Genomic DNA, 18,019 nt, shown 5'->3' with positions numbered 1-18,019 from the left:
CGGGCGTGATCGTCGTGCTGGTCGGGACCGTGGTGCTGGCGCCCGTCGTCGTGATGGCCGACCTGCGCCGCTGGCGGCCGCTGCCGGTGCTGCTGTGGCTGATCGGCACCGCGCTCGCCGTCGCCTGGGTCCGGGCGCTGGGCGCCGACGTGGACCGCGCGGACGCCACCGGCGGGCGGGGCAGCATCCTGGCCGGGATCGGCTGGCTGGTCACCGCCGTGGCCGCCGCCGTGCTCTCGGTGGCCGCCGCCCGGCGCGGCCGGCCCCGGCAGCGGCCCCGGCACGGGCGCTGACCTCAGCAGCCGAGCACAGCCGCGAGCTCCTCGCCAGGTCCTCGACGTGCGGGCCCAGCAGCCGCGCCGCCTCGCGGGCCACGCCGCCTCGCGGGCCACGCCGGCGCGCCAGTCGACGACGGTGCCGAAGACGTCGAGGACCAGCGCGCCGACGTCCACTACAGCCTCAGGGCGTGGGCCATCTCGCCGCGTAGCTGGTCGAGCTCGTCCTCGCCGCGGCCGCGGGCGGCGATCACCCCGGCGTCGTCGTGCACCGGGACGACGGTCTCCAGGTAGGCCTTGAGCTTGGGCTCGGTGCCGCTGGGCCGCACCACCACGCGGACGCCGTCGCCGAGGAGCCGGACGGCGTCGACCGGCGGGTCCTCGGTGAGCAGGTCGGTGGCGGTGACGGCGCGGCCGAGCAGCCGCGACGGCGGGTCGGCGCGCAGCCGCTCCATCGCGCCGGAGATGAGCGTGAGGTCCTCCACGCGCGCCGACAGCTGGCCGGTGGCGAACAGTCCGTGCTCGCGGGCCAGCTCGTCGAGCCGGTCGACCAGCGTGCGGCCGGTGGCCTTGAGCTCGGCGGTCAGCAGGGCGACGGCGAGGGCGGCGGAGATGCCGTCCTTGTCGCGGGCGACCTCCGGGGTGACCGCGTAGCCGAGCGCCTCCTCGTAGCCGAACACCAGCGGCTCGGCGTCCGTGCCGGCGCGGATGATCCACTTGAACCCGGTGGGCGTCTCGGCGAACCGCACGCCGTGCGCCTGGGTGAGCGCGTGCAGCAGCGAGCCGCTGACCAGCGAGGACGCGTACGTGCCCCGCACGCCGCGGCGCAGCAGCCAGTCGGCCAGCAGCGCGCCGACCTCGTCGCCGGTGAGCTGCCGGCCGTCGCAGACCACCGAGCAGCGGTCGGCGTCGGGGTCCTCGGCCAGGGCGACGTCGGCGCCGGTGCGCCCGGCCAGCGCCAGCAGCAGGTCGACCGCGCCGGGCTCCTCCGGGTTGGGGAAGGCGACCGTCGGGAACGCCGGGTCGGGCGCGTCCTGCTCGGGCACGCTGACCGGCGGGGCGAACCCGGCGGCGGCGAACACCGCCCGTGTGGTGGCCGCGCCGACGCCGTGCAGCGCGGTGTAGGCCACGGTCACGGCGGCGCGGTCGGCGGCCGGCACCCGGCCGGGCTCCAGCGCCCGCACGACGGCGGCCACGTAGCCGGCCTCGACGTCGTCGCCCAGGGTCGTCCAGTCGTCGGAGGTCGGCACGTCCCGCGCCGGGCCGACGGCGGCGATCGCGGCCTCGATCTCCCGGTCGGCCGGCGGCACGAGCTGCGCGCCGTCGGCGAGGTAGACCTTGTAGCCGTTGTCCTGCGGCGGGTTGTGGCTGGCCGTCACCATCACGCCGGCCACGCAGCCGAGCGACCGGACGGCCGCGGACAGCACCGGCGTGGGCAGCGGCCGGGGCAGCACCGAGACGGCGAACCCGGCGGCCGACAGCACCGCCGCGGTGACGCGCGCGAACTCGTCGGAGCGGTGCCGGGCGTCGAACCCGACCACGACGCCCCCGCCGCCGGAACCGCCAGCGGTCAGCCACGCGCCGAGCCCCGCGGCGGCGCGGGTGACGACGGCGGCGTTCATGCCGGCCGGCCCGGCCCGCAGCGGCCCGCGCAACCCGGCGGTGCCGAAGGTCAGCGGCCCGGCGAAGCGGCGCCCGAGCTCGGCGGTGTCGCCGGCCGCGACCAGCGCCTCGATCTCGGCGCGGTCGCCGGGGTGGGGATCGGCGGCGGCCCACGCGCGGGCCGTGTCCAGGAGGCTGTCCAGGACGGTCACGATCGGGCTCCCTCGGCGTCGTACTCCGGCAGCGTGTACGGGCCGCCCACTCGAGCGTGCACCGGGTCGGCGGGGTCGGCCTCGCCGTACGCAGCCAGCAGCGCGTCCGCGTACGCCTCGGCGTCGTCCTGCGGGTCGTAGCCCAGCGACCGCGCGGCGGTGAGGTCCCACCAGCCGCGGGTGTTGGCAGAGACGCCCCACACCACGCGGAAGCCGGGGGAGGGTGCGCGCAGGGCGGCGTCGACCAGGGCCACGGTGTCGCGCGGCGAGAGCCAGGTGGCCAGGGCGCGCAGGTCCGGCGGTTCGGGGGCGTGGGTGCCGATGCGCAGGCAGACGACGTCGAGGCCGTAGCGGTCGGCGTACAGCGAGCCGAGCGCCTCGAGCGTCACCTTGGACACCCCGTAGTACGTGTCGGGCCGGGGCAGGCCGTCGTCCTCGCGCAGCAGCCCGGACGCCGGGCGTCCCGTGTACCCGGTGGCGTGGTTGCTGCTGGCCAGCACGACGCGTCCGACGTCGGCGCGGCGGGCGGCCTCGAGCACGCAGTAGGTGCCCTCGACGTTGGCGTGCGCGATGGCGGCCCAGTCCGACTCGCCGGGGATGCCGGCCATGTGGACGACGGCGGCGGCACCCTGTGCCGCGGCGGTCAGCGCGTCGAGGTCGGTGACGTCGGCGACGAGCACCTCCTCGCCCGGCCGCGGCTCGCCCACCTCGACGACGTCGAGGCCGCGGACCGCCCAGCCGCGCTCGGGCAGCCCCTCGCGCAGCACCGTGCCGATCTCGCCGGCCGCCCCGGTCAGGAGGACCGGACCGCTCACGGCAGCCGGCCGATGAACTCGACGAGGAACTCCCCGAGCCGGCCCGCCGCTGCCTTCCCCGCGGCGAGCACCTCCTCGTGGTCGAGCTTCTCGCCGGTGATGCCGGCCGCGGCGTTGGTGACCATCGACATGCCCAGCACCTCCATGCCGGCGGCGCGGGCGGCGATCGCCTCGAGCGCCGTGGACATGCCCACGAGGTCGGCGCCGAGGGTGCGCAGCATGCGGATCTCGGCGGGCGTCTCGTAGTGCGGGCCGGGCAGTGCGGCGTAGACGCCCTCGGACAGGTCCGGCTCGATCGACCGGGCCAGCTCGCGCAGCCGCGCGGAGTAGAGGTCGGTGAGGTCGACGAACGTCGCTCCGACCAGCGGGGAGCGGGCGGTGAGGTTGAGGTGGTCGCCGATCAGCACCGCCTGGCCGACGCGGTGCGCGGGCGCCAGCCCGCCGGCGGCGTTGGTGAGCACGACGGTGCGCACGCCGGCCGCGGCGGCGGTGCGGATGCCGTGCACGACCGGCTCGACGCCGCGGCCCTCGTAAAGGTGGGTGCGGCCGAGGAAGAGCAGCACCTTCCGGTCGCCGGCGCGCACCGACCGCACCTGGCCGCCGTGGCCCACCGCCGTCGGGGCGGCGAAGCCGGGCAGGTCACCGATGCCGACGGAGGCCGCGGGCTCGCCGAAGGCGTCGGCGGCGGGCGCCCATCCCGAGCCCATGACGACGGCGACGTCGTGGCCCCCGCCGAGGGCTGCGGTCAGGTCGGCGGCTGCTGCGGCGGCGGTGGCCGCGGGATCGGGTGCGCTCACCCGACGACGCTAACCCAGCGCGGCGGCGCCCTCGCCCGGGCGCCGCCGTCCGGCCACCGGGGGACCGCCGGCCGTTCGCCGGCAGCCGGCAGATCCCGCTGTTCACCCCGGTGGCGACGTTCGCCGTCGCCGGCGAGGTGGCGGAGATCCTCGCGGTGACCCCCGACGGCCGCACCGTGCTCCACACCGACTCGGCGGCCGGCGAGGTGGGCCTGGTCGACCTCTCCCGCCCCGCGCAGCCGCGGCAGCTGGGCACCGTCCCGGTCGACGGCGAGCCGACGTCGGTCACCGTGACCCGCGACGGCCGGTACGCCCTCGTCGTCGTCGACACCACCGACGGGGCCTCCGCCACGCCGTCGGGGCACCTGTCCGTCGTCGAGCTGCGCACCCGCACCGTCGTCGCCACCCGGGACCTCGGCGGCCAGCCGGACTCGATCGCGCTGAGCCCCGACGGCCGGTACGCCGCGATCGCGATCGAGAACCAGCGCGACGAGGAGCTCGTCGTCGACGGCGTCGAGGGCGGGCTGCCGCAGGCCCCCGCCGGGTTCCTGTCCGTGGTGGAGCTGCAGGGCCGGCCGGGGCACTGGCCGGTCGGCCGCGTCGGGCTCACCGGCCTGCCCGGCGCCCTGTACCCGGGGACCCCGAGCCGGAGTTCGTCGACGTCGACGGGCGCAACGTGGCCGCGGTGACCCTGCAGGAGGACACGCCGTGGCGCTGGTCGACCTGCGGTCGCGCCGGGTCGTCGGCTCGTTCTCCGCCGGCACCGTCACCCGGGCCGACGCCGACACCGCGGACGACGACGTCGTGGCCTTCGACGACCCGCTCACGGTGCCGCGGGAGCCTGACGCCGTGCAGTGGACGCGGGACGGGCACCTGGGGACCGCCGACGAGGGCGACCTGGCCCCCGAGCCGAGCGGCGGCCGCGGCTGGACGGTCCTCTCGACCTCGGGCCAGGTGCTGTTCTCCTCCGGCGGCTCGGCCGAGCGGGCCCTCGACGACGCCGGGCTCCACCCCGACAGCCACAGCGACGACAAGGGGGCGGAGTTCGAGGGCGCGGAGGTGGCGCCCGTCCGCGGCGCCACGTACGCGTTCATCGGCTCCGAGCGCGGCGACGCCGTGCTGGTGTACACCTCGGCCGCGAGCGCACGCCGGAGCTGCTGCAGGTGCTGCCCACCGGTGCCGCCCCGGAGGGGCTGCTCGCCGTCCCCCAGCGGCAGCTGTTCCTGACCAGCAACGAGGACGACGGCACGATCTCGGTCTTCGGGCTCGACCGCCGCTGACCCACCCGTCCCAGCCGTCCCCGGCCGCGTGTCGGCCGGGGACGACGGCCCCGCGCTCCCCGACCATGGCGCGGTGCAGCAGACGCGGATCGACGGCATCCCGGTGTTCACCGCCGGCGGGCGGGAGCGGACGACGGCCGCGCTGGTGTTCGGCGTGGGTCTGCGCGACGAGACGTTCGCGACCATCGAGGTGACCCACCTCGTCGAGCACCTGGCGATGGCCGCCCTGCCGCGCACGCACCTGCGCTGCAACGCCGTCACCGACGTCGACAGCACCGCCTTCTTCGCCACCGGCCGCCCGGCCGCCGTCGGCGCGTTCCTCGAGGGTGTCTGCCGCGCCCTGGCCGACCTGCCCACCGAGCGGATGGCCGCCGAGGCCGGCGTCCTGCAGGCCGAGGGCTGCAGCAGCGGCTCCTCCACGGTCAGCGCGCTGTGGGCGGCCCGCTACGGCCTGACCGGGCCGGGGCTGACCGTCTCGGCCGGGCCGGGGGCGGAGTACCTGGACGAGGAGACCGTCCGGGCGCACGCGGCGCGCTGGTTCGTCCGCTCCAACGCCGCGCTGTGGTGCCACGGCCCGCTGCCGGAGGGGCTGCGGCTGCCGCTGCTCGACGGGCCGCGCCCGGTGCGCCCGGTGCCGCACCCGCGCCCGCAGGACGGGCCGGTCTGGACGCACACCGACGCACCCGGCGTCGGGCTGCTGCTGGCCAGTGACGTCCCCGCCGACGTCGCGCTGGCCATCGGGGCCGACGTCGTGCAGGAGCGGCTGCGCGAGCGCGCCCGGCACGAGCGCGGGCTGTCCTACGCCGTCGACTCGCTGACCCTCGACCTCGCCCCCGCCCGGCGCGAGGTGGCCGTCGTCGTCGACGCCCGGACCGGTCACGACGCCGAGGTGGCCGGCCTGCTCTGGGACGTCCTCGCCGAGCTGTGCGCCGCCGGGCCGACGCCCGAGGAGGTCGCGCACGCCGTCGACGGCCTCGAGGCCGAGCTCGACGACGAGGACGCCGTCGGCGCCCAGCTGGCCGACGCGGCCTACTGCGCGGCCACCGGCCTGCCGTTCCGCCCGGCCGCCGACACCCTCGCTGCCTGGCGCGCGGTCACGCCCGAGCAGGTCACCGCGGCGCTGCGCCGCGCCGAGCCGACCGCCGTGCTCGCCGTCCCCGACACCGCGCCCTGGGACGGCCCGGCCGGCGTCGCCCGCCGTCCGCTGTGCGGCACCCTCCCGGAGCTGCCGGAGGGCACGCTGTTCCGCCCGCCGCTGGTCCGCCGGCTGCTCGACGCGTCGGCGCGCGTGGCACTGGTCGTCTCCGACGAGGGCCTCGCCCACGCCGACGCCGACGGCGACGTGCACGGCATCCCCTGGTCACGGGTCGAGGCCGTGGTGCCCACCGACGACGGCCGCGGCATCTCGGTGATCGGCCGCGACCTCTGCTGCGTGCGCGTGCACCCCGACCTCTACGGCCCCCGCGCGGTCGCCGCCGTGCTGGACCGGGCACCGGCCGCCGCGCTGCTGGGCCGGCCCGCCAGCGAGGCGCCGGAGTACGCCGCGGCCTGAACGGGTGGACGGTGTCGCTCTGAGGGGTGGGGAGCGCGCGATCTCCCTATCCTCGACAGCGTGCAGATCCCCTTCTCCTCCTCCGAGCGCTCCAGCCTGGGCGTGGAGTGGGAGCTGCAGCTCGTCGACCGCGAGACGCGGGAGCTGAGCCCCGGCGCGATCGAGATCCTCGAGGAGATGCGTCCCGACGGCGCCGCGGAGCACCCGAAGGCCAAGCACGAGCTGCTGCAGTCGACCGTCGAGGTCATCACCGGCGTGTGCACGACCGTCGAGGAGGCCACCGCCGACCTCGCCGGCACGGTCGCCGAGGTGGCCGCCGCCGCCGACCGCCGCGGCCTGGGCCTGCTGTGCGCCGGCACCCACCCGTTCACCGACTGGCAGACGCAGCTGATCTCGCCCAAGGAGCGCTACCTGCAGCTGGTCGAGCGGATGCAGTGGCTGGCCCGGCGGCTGCAGATCTTCGGCGTCCACGTGCACGTCGGTGTCCGCTCGCCGGACAAGGCGATGCCGATCGTCAACGCGCTCACCCAGTACGTGCCGCACTTCCTGGCGCTGTCGGCGTCCTCGCCGTTCTGGGTCGGCTGCGACACCGGGCTGGCCTCGGCGCGCAGCAAGGTCTTCGAGGCCATGCCGACGGCGGGGCTGCCGATCCAGCTGCCCGACTGGGCCGGCTTCGAGACCTACATGGAGACGCTGATCTCCACCGGCGCCATCGAGAGCGTGCGCGAGGTGTGGTGGGACATCCGCCCGCACCCGGGCTTCGGCACCGTGGAGCTGCGGATCTGCGACGGCCTGCCCACCCTCGACGAGATCGGCGTCGTCGCCGCCTTCTCGCAGTGCCTGGTCGAGCAGTTCGACACCCAGCTCGACCGCGGCTACACGCTGCCCACCCCGCCGAGCTGGATCCTGCGGGAGAACAAGTGGCGGGCCGCCCGCTACGGCCTGGACGCCGACGTCGTCGTCGACGAGAAGGGCACCGTGCGGCCGGTGCGGCAGGCGCTGCTCGACCTCGCCGAGGACCTCACGCCGACGGCGAGGCGGCTGGGCTGCGAGGCGGAGCTCGCCGGGGTGGAGCGCGTGCTCGCCGTCGGCGCCTCCTACCAGCGGCAACGCGCCGCGGCGCTGGAGTCCGGCGGCGACCTGCGCGCCGTCGTCGACTCGCTCCTGGCCGAGTTGCGCGACGGCCTCCCCACCTCCGGGCCGGCCGCCGGCCCCGATGGCCCCGCCTCCGCTCACGATGGTCCCGTCCCCGGCCCGGCGGCGTGTGCCGGCGGGCACGCCGCATGACGCGGACCCCCGAGGAGCTGGCCGCCGGGCTCGACGCCTGGGTCGACGAGCACCTCCCCGAGCTGGTCGACGTCCGCCGCCACCTGCACAGGCACCCCGAGCTGGCCTACGCCGAGGTCGAGACGACGGCGTACCTCGAGCAGCGGCTCACCGGGGCCGGGCTCGTGCCGCACCGGCTGCCCAGCGGCACCGGGCTGGTGGTGGAGGTCGGTTCCGGGTCGCCGACCGTGGTGCTGCGCGCCGACATCGACGCCCTCCCGCTGGCCGACCTCAAGGACGTCCCGTACGCGTCCACCCGCGAGGGCATGTGCCACGCCTGCGGCCACGACGTGCACACCACCGTCGCGCTCGGCTCGGTGCTGGCGCTGGCCGGCATGGACGACCTGCCCGGCACCGTGCGCTGCGTGTTCCAGCCTGCCGAGGAGACCGTCCCCGGCGGCGCCACGCACGTGCTGGCGGCCGGTGTCCTCGACGGCGCGTCGCGGGCGTTCGCGCTGCACTGCGACCCGGCGATCCCGGTGGGCACGGTCGGCCTGCGCACCGGCTCGATCACCGCGGCCTGCGACCGCATCGACGTCACGCTCACCGGCCCCGGCGGGCACACCGCCCGCCCGCAGCTGACCGTCGACCTGGTCGACGCGCTGGGCCGTCTGGTCACCGGGTTGCCCGGCCTGCTGTCGCGGCAGGTCGACCCGCGGGCCGGGTTCTCGCTGGTGTGGGGCGCGGTCAACGCCGGCGTCGCGGCCAACGCCATCCCGCAGCGGGGCACCCTGCGCGGCACCGTGCGGGTGCTCGACCGCGACGAGTGGAAGCGCGCCGAGGACCTGCTGCGCCGGCTGGTCGAGCAGGTCGTGGCGCCCACCGGCGCCGGCGTCGAGGTCGAGTACGTGCCGGGCGTCCCGCCGGTGGTCAACGACCCGCGGGCCGTGGCGCTGATGCGCACTGCGGCGCTGCAGACGGTGGGCAGCGAGAACGTCCGGCAGTCGCCGCAGAGCATGGGCGGGGAGGACTTCGGCTGGTTCGCCGACGTCCTGCCGATCGCGCTGGCGCGCCTGGGCACGCACGGCGGCGGCCCCCCGCTCGACCTGCACCGCGGCACCTTCGACGTCGACGAGCGGGCCATCGGCGTCGGCGTCCGGCTGATGGTGCGCACCGCCCTGCAGGCGCTGGCCGCCGACGCCGGCACCTCCGCGCCCGCCGCCGGTGCGCCCGCCGCGGGCCACCCCGCGCGTCCGCGGCAGGGAGAGCGACGGTAGAACGTTCCTCGACCGGGAGGAGTCCACGGTGAGCGAGCCTGCGAGCGAACGGGTGGGCACAGCAGCGCCGCGAACGCGGCCGACGAGCGCCAGTGAGGAGGGCTCGTGAGCGCCACCAACACCGACACCGCCACGCCCGGCGACGACGAGGTCCCTGCGGAGCACGCCGTCCCCGAGCAGCTGACGCTGGCCGGCGGCTTCGCGCCCGTCGACCGCGACCGGTGGCGCGAGCTGGTGGCCGGCGTCCTGCGGAAGGCCGGCCGCGAGGAGCTGCCCGACCCGGTCGAGGACGCCCTGCGCCGTACGGTGGCCACCGGCGTCGACGTCTCGCCGCTCTACACCGCCGAGGACGCCGGCGACCTGCCCGCGGCCGTCGGTGTGCCCGGGCTGCCGCCGTTCGTGCGCGGCGCCCGTGCGGGTGCCGCTCCGGACAGCGGTGTGCCGGCCGGCTGGGACGTCCGGCAGCGGCACGCGCACCCCGACGTCGCCGCGACACGCGAGGCGATCGCGGCCGACCTGGAGAACGGCGTCACCTCCCTGTGGCTGGTTCTCGGCGAGGGCGCGGTGCCGGTGGAGTCGCTGCCCGACGTGCTCGCCGACGTCTACCTCGACCTCGCGCCGGTCGCCGTCTCCGGCGGGCTCCCGGCCGCCGAGGCCCTCCTGGCGCTGGCCGGCGACCGCACCGACCTCGCACCGGGCGGCTCGCTCGGCCTGGACCCGCTGGGCGTGCACGCCGCCTCGGGGGAGGAGCAGGACCTCTCCCGACTGGCCGACGTCGCGCGGCGGACCCCGACGGGCTGGCGCACCGTCGTCGTGGACGCCACCGTGTACGCCGACGCCGGCGCCACCGCGGTCGAGGAGCTGGGCTGCTCCCTGGCCGCCGGGGTGGCCTACCTGCGCGCGCTCACCGACGGCGGGCTGTCGGTCGACGAGGCGTTCACCGCACTGGAGTTCCGCTACTCGGCGAGCGCCGACCAGTTCACGACGATCGCCGCGCTGCGCGCCGCCCGCCGGCTGTGGGACCGGGTCGGCGAGGTCAGCGGTGCCTCCCCCGACGCCCGTGCCCAGCGCCAGCACGCGGTGACGTCGTCGGTGATGACCACCAGGCGCGACCCGTGGGTGAACATGCTGCGCACCACGGTGGCCTGCTTCGCCGCGGGCGTGGGTGGTGCCGACGTCGTCACCGTGCAGCCCTTCGACGCCGCGCTGGGCCTGCCCGACGCGTTCTCCCGCCGGATCGCGCGCAACACCCAGAGCCTGCTGGTCGAGGAGGGGCACCTCGCCCGCGTCCTGGACCCGGCCGGCGGCTCCTGGTACGTCGAGTCGCTGACCGAGGACCTCGCGCAGGCCGCGTGGACGTGGTTCACCGAGATCGAGCGGGCCGGTGGGCTGGCCGCGGCGCTGTCGTCCGGGCTGGTGCGGGACCGCCTGGCCGCCGCCTGGGACGCCCGCGCGCAGCGGCTGGCGACGCGCACCGACGCGATCACCGGCGTCAGCGAGTTCCCCAACCTGGCCGAGAGGCTGCCCGCCCGGCAGCCGGCCGTCTCCCCGGGTACGCGGTGGTCGACCGCAGGTGACGCGCACCCCACCGGCGGGCTGCCGCGCGTCCGGGCCGCGCAGGAGTACGAGGCGCTGCGCGACCGCGCCGACGCCGCCGGGGAGCGGCCGCAGGTGTACCTGGCGACCCTCGGCCCGGTCGCCCGGCACACCGCGCGGGCCTCGTTCGCCGGCAACCTGTTCCAGGCCGGCGGGGTGGCCACCCCGGCCGGCGACGGTGCCACCGGGTTCGCCGACGCCGGGACGACGGTGGCCTGCATCTGCGGCACCGACCGCGACTACGCGGAGTCGGCGGCCGCGCTGGCCGCGGAGCTGCGGACGGCGGGCGCCGAGCACGTCTGGCTGGCCGGGAAGCCGTCGCCGAGTGTGGACGGCGTCGACGGGTACGTGTACGCCGGGTGCGACGCGCTCGAGGTGCTCCGGACGGTGCACGACCAACTCGGCGTGACGGCAGGAACGGCCATTCCTGCCGCTTCCTCGGAGGAGGAGCGGGCATGAGCGGGATCCCCGACTTCGGCGGCGTCGAGCTGGGCCGCCCGGCCGCACGGACGACGGCCGACGACTGGGCCAAGGCGTTCGAGGAGACGACCGGGCGCGGGGTCGAGGAGGCGACCTGGGAGACCCCCGAGGGCATCGCCGTCCCACCCCTCGCCACGCCGGCCGACCTCGCCGGGCTGGACTTCCTGCAGACCTACCCGGGTCTGCCGCCCTACCTGCGCGGGCCCTACCCGACGATGTACACGACCCAGCCGTGGACGGTCCGCCAGTACGCGGGCTTCTCCACCGCGGCGGAGTCCAACGCGTTCTACCGGCGCAACCTCGCCGCCGGCCAGAAGGGGCTGTCGGTCGCCTTCGACCTGCCCACCCACCGCGGCTACGACTCCGACCACCCGCGCGTGGTCGGCGACGTCGGCATGGCCGGGGTGGCGATCGACTCGATCCTGGACATGCGGCAGCTCTTCGACGGCATCCCGCTGGACCGGATGAGCGTCTCGATGACCATGAACGGCGCGGTGCTGCCCGTGCTGGCGCTCTACGTCCTCGCGGCCGAGGAGCAGGGGGTGAAGCCGGACCAGCTCACGGGGACCATCCAGAACGACATCCTCAAGGAGTTCATGGTCCGCAACACCTACATCTACCCGCCGAAGCCCTCGATGCAGATCATCAGCGACATCTTCGCCTTCAGCTCGGCGCGGATGCCCCGCTACAACTCGATCTCCATCTCCGGTTACCACATCCAGGAGGCCGGGGCGACGGCCGACCTGGAGCTGGCGTACACGCTGGCCGACGGCGTCGAGTACCTGGAGGCCGGCAAGGACGCCGGGATGGACGTCGACGCGTTCGCGCCGCGGCTCTCCTTCTTCTGGGCCATCGGCATGAACTTCTTCATGGAGGTCGCCAAGCTGCGCGCCGGGCGGTTGCTGTGGGCGAAGCTCGTGAAGGAGGCCGGCGCGCAGGACCCGAAGTCGCTGTCGCTGCGCACCCACTCGCAGACCTCGGGCTGGTCGCTCACCGCGCAGGACGTCTACAACAACGTCGTCCGCACCTGCCTGGAGGCCATGGCCGCCACCCAGGGGCACACCCAGTCGCTGCACACCAACGCCCTCGACGAGGCGCTGGCGCTGCCCACCGACTTCTCCGCGCGGATCGCCCGCAACACCCAGCTGCTGCTGCAGCAGGAGTCCGGGACCACGCGGGTGATCGACCCGTGGGGCGGCTCGGCGTACGTCGAGAAGCTCACCTACGACCTGGCCCGCCGCGCCTGGGCGCACATCCAGGAGGTCGCCGAGCACGGCGGCATGGCGCAGGCCATCGACGACGGCATCCCGAAGCTGCGCATCGAGGAGGCCGCCGCCCGCACCCAGGCGCGCATCGACTCCGGCCGCCAGCCGGTGATCGGCGTCAACAAGTACCGGGTCGAGGCCGACGAGGCGATCGAGGTGCTGCGCGTCGACAACGCCGACGTGCTGGCCCAGCAGAAGGCGCGCCTGGAGGAGCTGCGGGCGTCCCGGGACCCCGGGGCGGTGACCGACGCCCTGCGCCGGCTCACCGATGCCGCCCGCGCCGCGGCCGAGGGGCGGCGGGACCGCTCGCTGGACTCCAACCTGCTCAAGCTCGCCGTCGACGCCGCGCGGGCGAAGGCGACCGTCGGGGAGATCTCCGACGCGCTGGAGGAGGTCTACGGGCGGCACGCCGGCCAGGTGCGCACCATCTCCGGTGTGTACCGCGACGAGGCCGGCCGCTCCGGGCCGGTGGAGGAGACCCGCCGCCTGACCGAGGCGTTCGCCGACGCCGAGGGACGGCGTCCCCGGATCCTGGTCGCCAAGATGGGCCAGGACGGCCACGACCGCGGGCAGAAGGTCATCGCCACCGCGTTCGCCGACCTCGGCTTCGACGTCGACGTCGGCCCGCTGTTCCAGACGCCGGAGGAGGTCGCTCGGCAGGCGGTCGAGGCTGACGTGCACGTCGTCGGCGTCTCGTCGCTGGCCGCCGGCCACCTCACGCTGGTGCCCGCGCTGCGCGACGCGCTGGCCGAGCTCGGTGCCGACGACGTCCTGGTCGTGGTGGGCGGCGTCATCCCGCCCGACGACGTCCCGACGCTCAAGGAGATGGGCGCGGCCGCGGTGTTCCCGCCGGGCACGGTCATCGCCGAGGCGGCGCAGGAGCTGCTGCGGACGCTGTCGCAGCGCCTCGGCCACTGAGGTGCAGGCCACTGAGGTGCAGGCTACTGAGGTGCAGGCCACTGAGGTGCAGGCCACTGAGGTGCAGGCCACTGAGGTGCAGGCCACTGAGGTGCAGGGCCACTGATGGCGGGACGCCCGATCGACGTCCCCGCGCTCGTCGCGGGGGTGCTGGCCGGCGACCGGCGGGTGATGGCGCGCGCCATCACGCTCGTGGAGTCCCGGCGCGCCGACCACCGCGAGCGGGCGCAGGAGCTGCTGGTCGAGCTGCTGCCGCACGCGGGGGCGGCGCGGCGGGTGGGCATCAGCGGCGTGCCGGGCGTGGGGAAGTCGACGTTCATCGACCAGCTGGGCGTGGACCTCACCGGCCAGGGGCACCGGGTCGCGGTGCTCGCCGTCGACCCGTCGTCGGCCCGGTCGGGCGGCTCCATCCTCGGTGACAAGACCCGCATGGCGCGGCTGTCGGTCGACCCCTCCGCGTTCATCCGGCCCTCGCCCACGTCGGGCACGCTCGGCGGGGTCGCGCAGGCGACGCGCGAGTCGATGGTCGTCGTCGAGGCGGCCGGCTTCGACGTGGTGCTGGTGGAGACGGTCGGCGTGGGGCAGTCCGAGGTCACGGTCGCGGAGATGGTCGACTCGTTCCTGTTCCTCACGCTGGCCCGCACCGGCGACCAGCTGCAGGGCATCAAGCGCGGCATCCTCGAGATCGCCGACGTGATCGCCGTCAACAAGGCCGACGGCCCGGCCGGCGGCGACGCGCGCAAGGCCGCCCGGGAGCTGGCCGGGGCGATCCGGATGCTGCGCGGTCACTCCGAGTGGGACGTGCCGGTGCTGACCTGCGCCGGGCTGACCGGCGAGGGGCTGGCCGAGGTGTGGGCGAAGGTGGTCGAGCACCAGGACCGGGCGCGCGCCTCCGGTGCGTTCGACGAGCGCCGCCGCACGCAGCAGGTGCGGTGGACCTGGCAGCTGGTGCGCGACGGGCTCGAGCACCGGCTGCGCGCGCACCCGGCGGTCCGGTCGTCGGCTCCCGAGCTGGAGAAGGCGGTGCTGGCCGGCGAGCTCACCCCGGCGCTGGCCGCGCGGCAGCTGCTGGAGACCTTCCTCGGGGACGCCGCGGCGGCTGACTAGCCTCGCCCGGTGCGCGTCTCCCGTCCTCTTCGCTCCCTGCCGGCCGTCGTCGCGGGGACGCTGGTCCTGACCGGCTGTGGTTCCGACGACCCGTCGTCGTCCTCCGGCTCGGCGTCCCACGACGAGCCGGTCGAGACCAAGGGCGACACCTGCGCGCAGCTGCGGGAGGCCGGGGCGACCGGCGCGAGCTTCGGGCCGGTGCAGGCGGCGCTGCCGAAGGACCAGCTGGTCGAGACCATCCAGGAGAAGCTGACGCCGCTGCAGCAGTCCGACCCCGCGGCCGACGTGACCGACGCCTGGACCACCGCGCAGGCCTACCTGGAGCAGTACCTCGCCGCGGCGCAGGCCGCGCCGGACGGTGGCACGGTCACCGACGCGGCGCTGTTCGACCCGGGCCAGGAGGTGGCCGACGCGCAGGACACGCTGACCGACTGGTGGTTCGACACCTGCGCCTGAGGCCTGGACCTCCCAGGGAACCCGTCCGTCACACCCGGCGCGGACGTGTCGGGACGCGCCCGTCGTGCACCGGTGGCCTCCCGCGCCGGCCCTGGCGTCGGCCCTCGGTCGACCGGGGGCACGTCCCGGCGGGGACGGGGGACGCGGTGCGCGACGAGGAGCGGCTCCGGGACGCCGGGCGGTTGCGGGCGCTCGACGGGCTGCGCTTCGTCGCGGCCGCCGCGGTCGTGGCCTTCCACTTCACCGGGCGGGACAACCCCGGGTGGGGGGAGAGCGTCCGCGAGGCCTTCCCGACGCTGAGCCGGCTGACGGTCTACGGCGGCTTCGGTCCCTACCTGTTCTTCATGATCAGCGGGTTCGTGGTGCTCATGAGCGCCTGGGGCCGGCCGGTCCCGGCGTTCCTCGCCTCGCGCATCGGGCGGCTCTACCCGGCCTACTGGGCGGCGGTCGTGCTGATCGCCGCGGTGCTGTGGGTCGCTCCCGTCGTGCCCACGTGGTCCGAGCTGGGCCTGCCGGGCATGGTGCTGAACCTGACGATGCTGCAGTCGGCCTTCGGCGTCGCCCACCTGGACGGCGTCTTCTGGACGCTGTGGGTGGAGCTCGCGTTCTACGTCCTGCTCGCGCTGCTCGGCCTGGCCGGCTTCACCCGCGACCGGCTGCTCCTGCTTGCCTCGCGTGGCCGGTGCTGGGGGCGATGGGTGCCCAGACCGGGAGCACGCTGGTCGTGGCGCTGCTCGAGCCGGACTACGCGCCGTTCCTCTGCATCGGGATCCTGCTCTACCTCGTCCGCCGCGACGGCTGGAGCGCGCCGGTCGGCCTGCTGCTCGGGCTGAACACGTGCGCGGCGCTGTGGGTCTGCGAGACGTACTACGTCCCGTGGTCGGTGGACGTCGCCGGCGCGGGGCTGTCCATGCGCGCTGACCCTCCTGCTCCTGGCCTGCATCGGCGCGCTGGCACTGGTCACGCTGACTCCGGTCGCCCGGCTGGACTGGCGCTGGCTGACGACGGCCGGCGCCCTCACCTACCCCCTGTACCTCGTGCACGAGTACCCCGGCTGGGCGCTCGTCCAGCGGCTGGCGCCGGTGCTGCCCGCCTACGTCGTCCTCGCCGTCGTGACGGTCGCGGTGCTCGCCGTCACGTGGGGGATCCACGTCCTCGTCGAGCGGCCGCTGGGCCCGCGCCTGCGCCGGGTCGTGGAGCGGGACCTCACCCGGCTGCTCGCCGAGCGGGTGCCCGCGCGCCGCAGTGCACCGGCCACGCCCACCACCGAGCCGTTCGCGCTGCCGGCCGGGGAGCCGTCGGTGGCGCGCCACGCCTCGGCCGCCGGGCACGGTGCCGTCCGGGGCGCTCGCGTCCCCACCGCCTGATCCCGGTGCTCGCTCCCGCTCCGGCTCCCGTTCCTCGTTCCGGTCTTTCCCGCGATCACGGAGCGCCGGCACCGACCCGCCGTCCGGCGTCGGCGCGTCGTCGCCCCAGGTCCGTGATCGTCGCCGTCCACAGCTGACTCGGGAGTCCACAGACGACGCGGGCCGCCGCCCGGGGACGCGTCCGCTCCCGAGGGTCCCGGCATGGACTTCTCGCTGTACCGCACGATCGCCCGCCAGGGCGGCGTCTTCACCACCGATCAGGCACGGGAGTCGCACAGCGACCGGGAGATCCGCCGGCTGTTGCGTTCCGGACGCTGGCGGCGCACCCGCTGGCGCGGAGTGCTGGCCGACGCGGAGCTGCCGGACTGCCTCGGCGCCCAGGTCCGTGCCGCGGCGCTCGTCGTCGGTCCCGACCTGGTGGCCTGCCGCTCCACGGCCGCGGCGCTCTGGCACTTCGACGTCCTCGGGGACGACGTCCTGCACTTCCTCGGTCCGCCGTCCCTGGCCAACCGGCGCCGCCCCGGCATCCAGGTGCACCCGTCGATCCTGGGGACCGACGACGCGGAACTCGTCGACGGCGTCTGGTGCACGTCGCCGGCGCGCACGGCGTGCGACGTCGTCCGGTCGACGGCGGCCATCGACGGGCTCGCGACGCTGGACGCCGCGCTGGCCACCCGGGAGTGCACCCACGCGGAACTGGCCGCGGAGGCGGACCGCCAGCGCGGGCTGCGCCAGGTGATCCGGCTGCGGTCGCTCGTCCCGCACGCGAACGGGCTGGCCGAGTCGCCGATGGAGTCGCGGATGCGCTGGCGGTTCATCGACGGCGGTCTCCCGGCCCCGGACGTCCAGGTGCGGGTGATCGCCGACGGCCGCAGCGCCTACCTCGACACCGGCTGGCGCGAGCAGCGCGTCGCGGCGGAGTTCGACGGGCACGCCGCCCACATGACGCCGGAGCAGCTGCGGGACGACCGGCGGCGGCACAACTGGCTGACCGAGCACGACTGGACGCTGCTGCACGTCACCGCGGCCGACGTCTACCGGGAGCACGAGCGGATGGTGGCCACGGCCGCGCGGGCGCTGGGACTGGCTCCTCGCCGGTGATCACGGACCCGGTCCGGCGACACGCCGGGCGTGGGCGGAGCGTCGGTGCCCCAGCTCCATGATCGCGGAGAGGGGACGTCGCGGGGGAGGGGGCGCCGCAGGGAAGGGGCGTCGCGGGGGAGGGGGGACCTCAGCGCGTCAGAAGGCGGAGCGGCAGTCGCGGGCGCGCAGCTCGGCGAGGTAGTCGTCGGGCGCGCCGGCGGCCTCGGCGGCGTCGGCGATGGCGCCCAGGTGCCGCGCCGAGGGCAGCCCGCCCTCGAAGGCGTCCAGCGCGTAGACGTAGGCGACGACGTCGCCGCCGAGGGTGTGCACCCGCAGGTTGAGCTTGCGGTAGAGGCCGCGGTCGGCGCCCTCCCAGGCGTCGAGCTCGCGCTCGTCGGCGGGCGTGAGGTCGTAGAGGGCGACGAAGACGCCGGGCTCCTCGCGGTCCTCGGCCGGCACGAGGGTGGCCAGCGCGCCCTCCCAGCCGTACTCCTCGCCGCCGAAGGCGAGCCGCCAGCCGCGGATCCAGCCGGTGCCCACGTGCGGCGACGCCGGGCAGCGGCGCAGCATCTGGGCGGGGTCCATGTTGGACCCGTAGGCGGCGTAGAGGACCATGGCCGCCCGAGCCTACGGGCGGTGTGGCCGGTACGACCCGTGAGTCTGCCGACACA

General features: G+C 75.9%; 17 protein-coding genes. 13 read left to right on the top strand and 4 right to left on the bottom strand.

Annotated elements, in window-relative coordinates:
* Window positions 1-5 precede the first annotated feature (5 nt).
* On the top strand, window positions 6-293 hold the full coding sequence (locus BM414_RS03705; protein ID WP_093578089.1) for a hypothetical protein: 288 nt from the start codon (window positions 6-8) through the stop codon (window positions 291-293).
* A 158-nt stretch (window positions 294-451) separates the two neighbouring features.
* Here BM414_RS03705 and BM414_RS03700 read toward each other — a convergent pair whose 3' ends face one another.
* From BM414_RS03700 to BM414_RS03690, 3 genes are read right to left on the bottom strand one after another with little or no spacing between them, the layout of a single operon-like run.
* Window positions 452-2,089 (bottom strand): phospho-sugar mutase, encoded by a 1,638-nt coding sequence (locus BM414_RS03700; protein ID WP_245784459.1) that lies wholly within the window; start codon window positions 2,087-2,089, stop codon window positions 452-454.
* Window positions 2,086-2,904 carry an NAD-dependent epimerase/dehydratase family protein gene (locus BM414_RS03695; RefSeq protein WP_093578088.1) on the bottom strand — a complete coding sequence of 273 codons (819 nt, stop codon included), beginning with the start codon at window positions 2,902-2,904 and terminating at the stop codon, window positions 2,086-2,088. The genes BM414_RS03700 and BM414_RS03695 overlap by 4 nt, the downstream gene beginning before the upstream one ends.
* Window positions 2,901-3,701 (bottom strand): purine-nucleoside phosphorylase, encoded by an 801-nt coding sequence (locus BM414_RS03690; RefSeq protein ID WP_093578087.1) that lies wholly within the window; start codon window positions 3,699-3,701, stop codon window positions 2,901-2,903. The genes BM414_RS03695 and BM414_RS03690 overlap by 4 nt, the downstream gene beginning before the upstream one ends.
* Here BM414_RS03690 and BM414_RS03685 point away from each other — a divergent pair.
* The 12 genes from BM414_RS03685 (at window position 3,692) to BM414_RS03635 (ending at window position 17,366) form a co-directional block, all read left to right on the top strand.
* A complete protein-coding gene (locus BM414_RS03685) occupies window positions 3,692-4,390 on the top strand; it encodes a YncE family protein (RefSeq protein WP_139245705.1) in 699 nt (232 codons plus the stop codon). The genes BM414_RS03690 and BM414_RS03685 overlap by 10 nt on opposite strands.
* Before the next feature lie 19 nt (window positions 4,391-4,409).
* Window positions 4,410-4,928, top strand: coding sequence for a hypothetical protein (locus BM414_RS03680; protein WP_093578085.1), 519 nt, complete (start codon window positions 4,410-4,412; stop codon window positions 4,926-4,928).
* A gap of 126 nt (window positions 4,929-5,054) precedes the next feature.
* A complete protein-coding gene (locus BM414_RS03675; protein ID WP_139245704.1) occupies window positions 5,055-6,533 on the top strand; it encodes an insulinase family protein in 1,479 nt (492 codons plus the stop codon).
* Window positions 6,534-6,593: 60 nt separating this feature from the next.
* Window positions 6,594-7,820, top strand: a complete 1,227-nt coding sequence (locus tag BM414_RS03670; protein ID WP_093578083.1) for a glutamate--cysteine ligase — start codon at window positions 6,594-6,596, stop codon at window positions 7,818-7,820.
* Window positions 7,817-9,076, top strand: a complete 1,260-nt coding sequence (locus tag BM414_RS03665; protein WP_093578355.1) for an amidohydrolase — start codon at window positions 7,817-7,819, stop codon at window positions 9,074-9,076. Before BM414_RS03670 ends, BM414_RS03665 begins: the two co-directional genes overlap by 4 nt.
* Window positions 9,077-9,181: 105 nt before the next feature.
* Window positions 9,182-11,131: a methylmalonyl-CoA mutase subunit beta gene (locus tag BM414_RS03660; RefSeq protein ID WP_093578082.1), complete on the top strand. Its 1,950-nt coding sequence runs from the start codon at window positions 9,182-9,184 to the stop codon at window positions 11,129-11,131.
* Window positions 11,128-13,335, top strand: coding sequence for a methylmalonyl-CoA mutase (gene scpA / locus BM414_RS03655; RefSeq protein WP_093578081.1), 2,208 nt, complete (start codon window positions 11,128-11,130; stop codon window positions 13,333-13,335). Before BM414_RS03660 ends, scpA begins: the two co-directional genes overlap by 4 nt.
* Window positions 13,336-13,440: 105 nt before the next feature.
* A complete protein-coding gene (meaB, locus tag BM414_RS03650; RefSeq protein WP_093578080.1) occupies window positions 13,441-14,442 on the top strand; it encodes a methylmalonyl Co-A mutase-associated GTPase MeaB in 1,002 nt (333 codons plus the stop codon).
* A 9-nt stretch (window positions 14,443-14,451) separates the two neighbouring features.
* Window positions 14,452-14,898: a hypothetical protein gene (locus BM414_RS29075; RefSeq protein WP_175551408.1), complete on the top strand. Its 447-nt coding sequence runs from the start codon at window positions 14,452-14,454 to the stop codon at window positions 14,896-14,898.
* 146 nt (window positions 14,899-15,044) lie between these two features.
* Complete coding sequence (locus BM414_RS29070; RefSeq protein WP_175551407.1) at window positions 15,045-15,731, top strand: acyltransferase family protein; 687 nt, start codon at window positions 15,045-15,047, stop codon at window positions 15,729-15,731.
* 204 nt (window positions 15,732-15,935) lie between these two features.
* On the top strand, window positions 15,936-16,265 hold the full coding sequence (locus BM414_RS03640; protein WP_093578078.1) for a hypothetical protein: 330 nt from the start codon (window positions 15,936-15,938) through the stop codon (window positions 16,263-16,265).
* Between the two features lie 201 nt (window positions 16,266-16,466).
* A complete protein-coding gene (locus BM414_RS03635) occupies window positions 16,467-17,366 on the top strand; it encodes a type IV toxin-antitoxin system AbiEi family antitoxin domain-containing protein (RefSeq protein ID WP_093578077.1) in 900 nt (299 codons plus the stop codon).
* A 138-nt stretch (window positions 17,367-17,504) separates the two neighbouring features.
* Here the strand turns inward: BM414_RS03635 and BM414_RS03630 are convergent, their stop codons facing one another.
* Complete coding sequence (locus BM414_RS03630; protein ID WP_093578076.1) at window positions 17,505-17,963, bottom strand: gamma-glutamylcyclotransferase family protein; 459 nt, start codon at window positions 17,961-17,963, stop codon at window positions 17,505-17,507.
* Window positions 17,964-18,019: the final 56 nt, after the last annotated feature.

This window comes from Geodermatophilus amargosae, from assembly GCF_900116515.1.
Taxonomy (GTDB): Bacteria; Actinomycetota; Actinomycetes; order Mycobacteriales; family Geodermatophilaceae; genus Geodermatophilus; species Geodermatophilus amargosae.
Note: the sequence above shows the minus strand (reverse complement) of the source record. Positions and strands in the feature narration are given on the sequence as shown.

Excerpts from the sequence above, each read along its gene's own strand:
- meaB (WP_093578080.1), top strand. The coding sequence starts at position 13,441 with ATGGCGGGACGCCCGATCGACGTCCCCGCGCTCGTCGCGGGGGTGCTG.
- BM414_RS03665 (WP_093578355.1), top strand. The coding sequence starts at position 7,817 with ATGACGCGGACCCCCGAGGAGCTGGCCGCCGGGCTCGACGCCTGGGTC.
- BM414_RS03630 (WP_093578076.1), bottom strand. The coding sequence starts at position 17,963 with ATGGTCCTCTACGCCGCCTACGGGTCCAACATGGACCCCGCCCAGATG.
- scpA (WP_093578081.1), top strand. The coding sequence starts at position 11,128 with ATGAGCGGGATCCCCGACTTCGGCGGCGTCGAGCTGGGCCGCCCGGCC.
- BM414_RS03635 (WP_093578077.1), top strand. The coding sequence starts at position 16,467 with ATGGACTTCTCGCTGTACCGCACGATCGCCCGCCAGGGCGGCGTCTTC.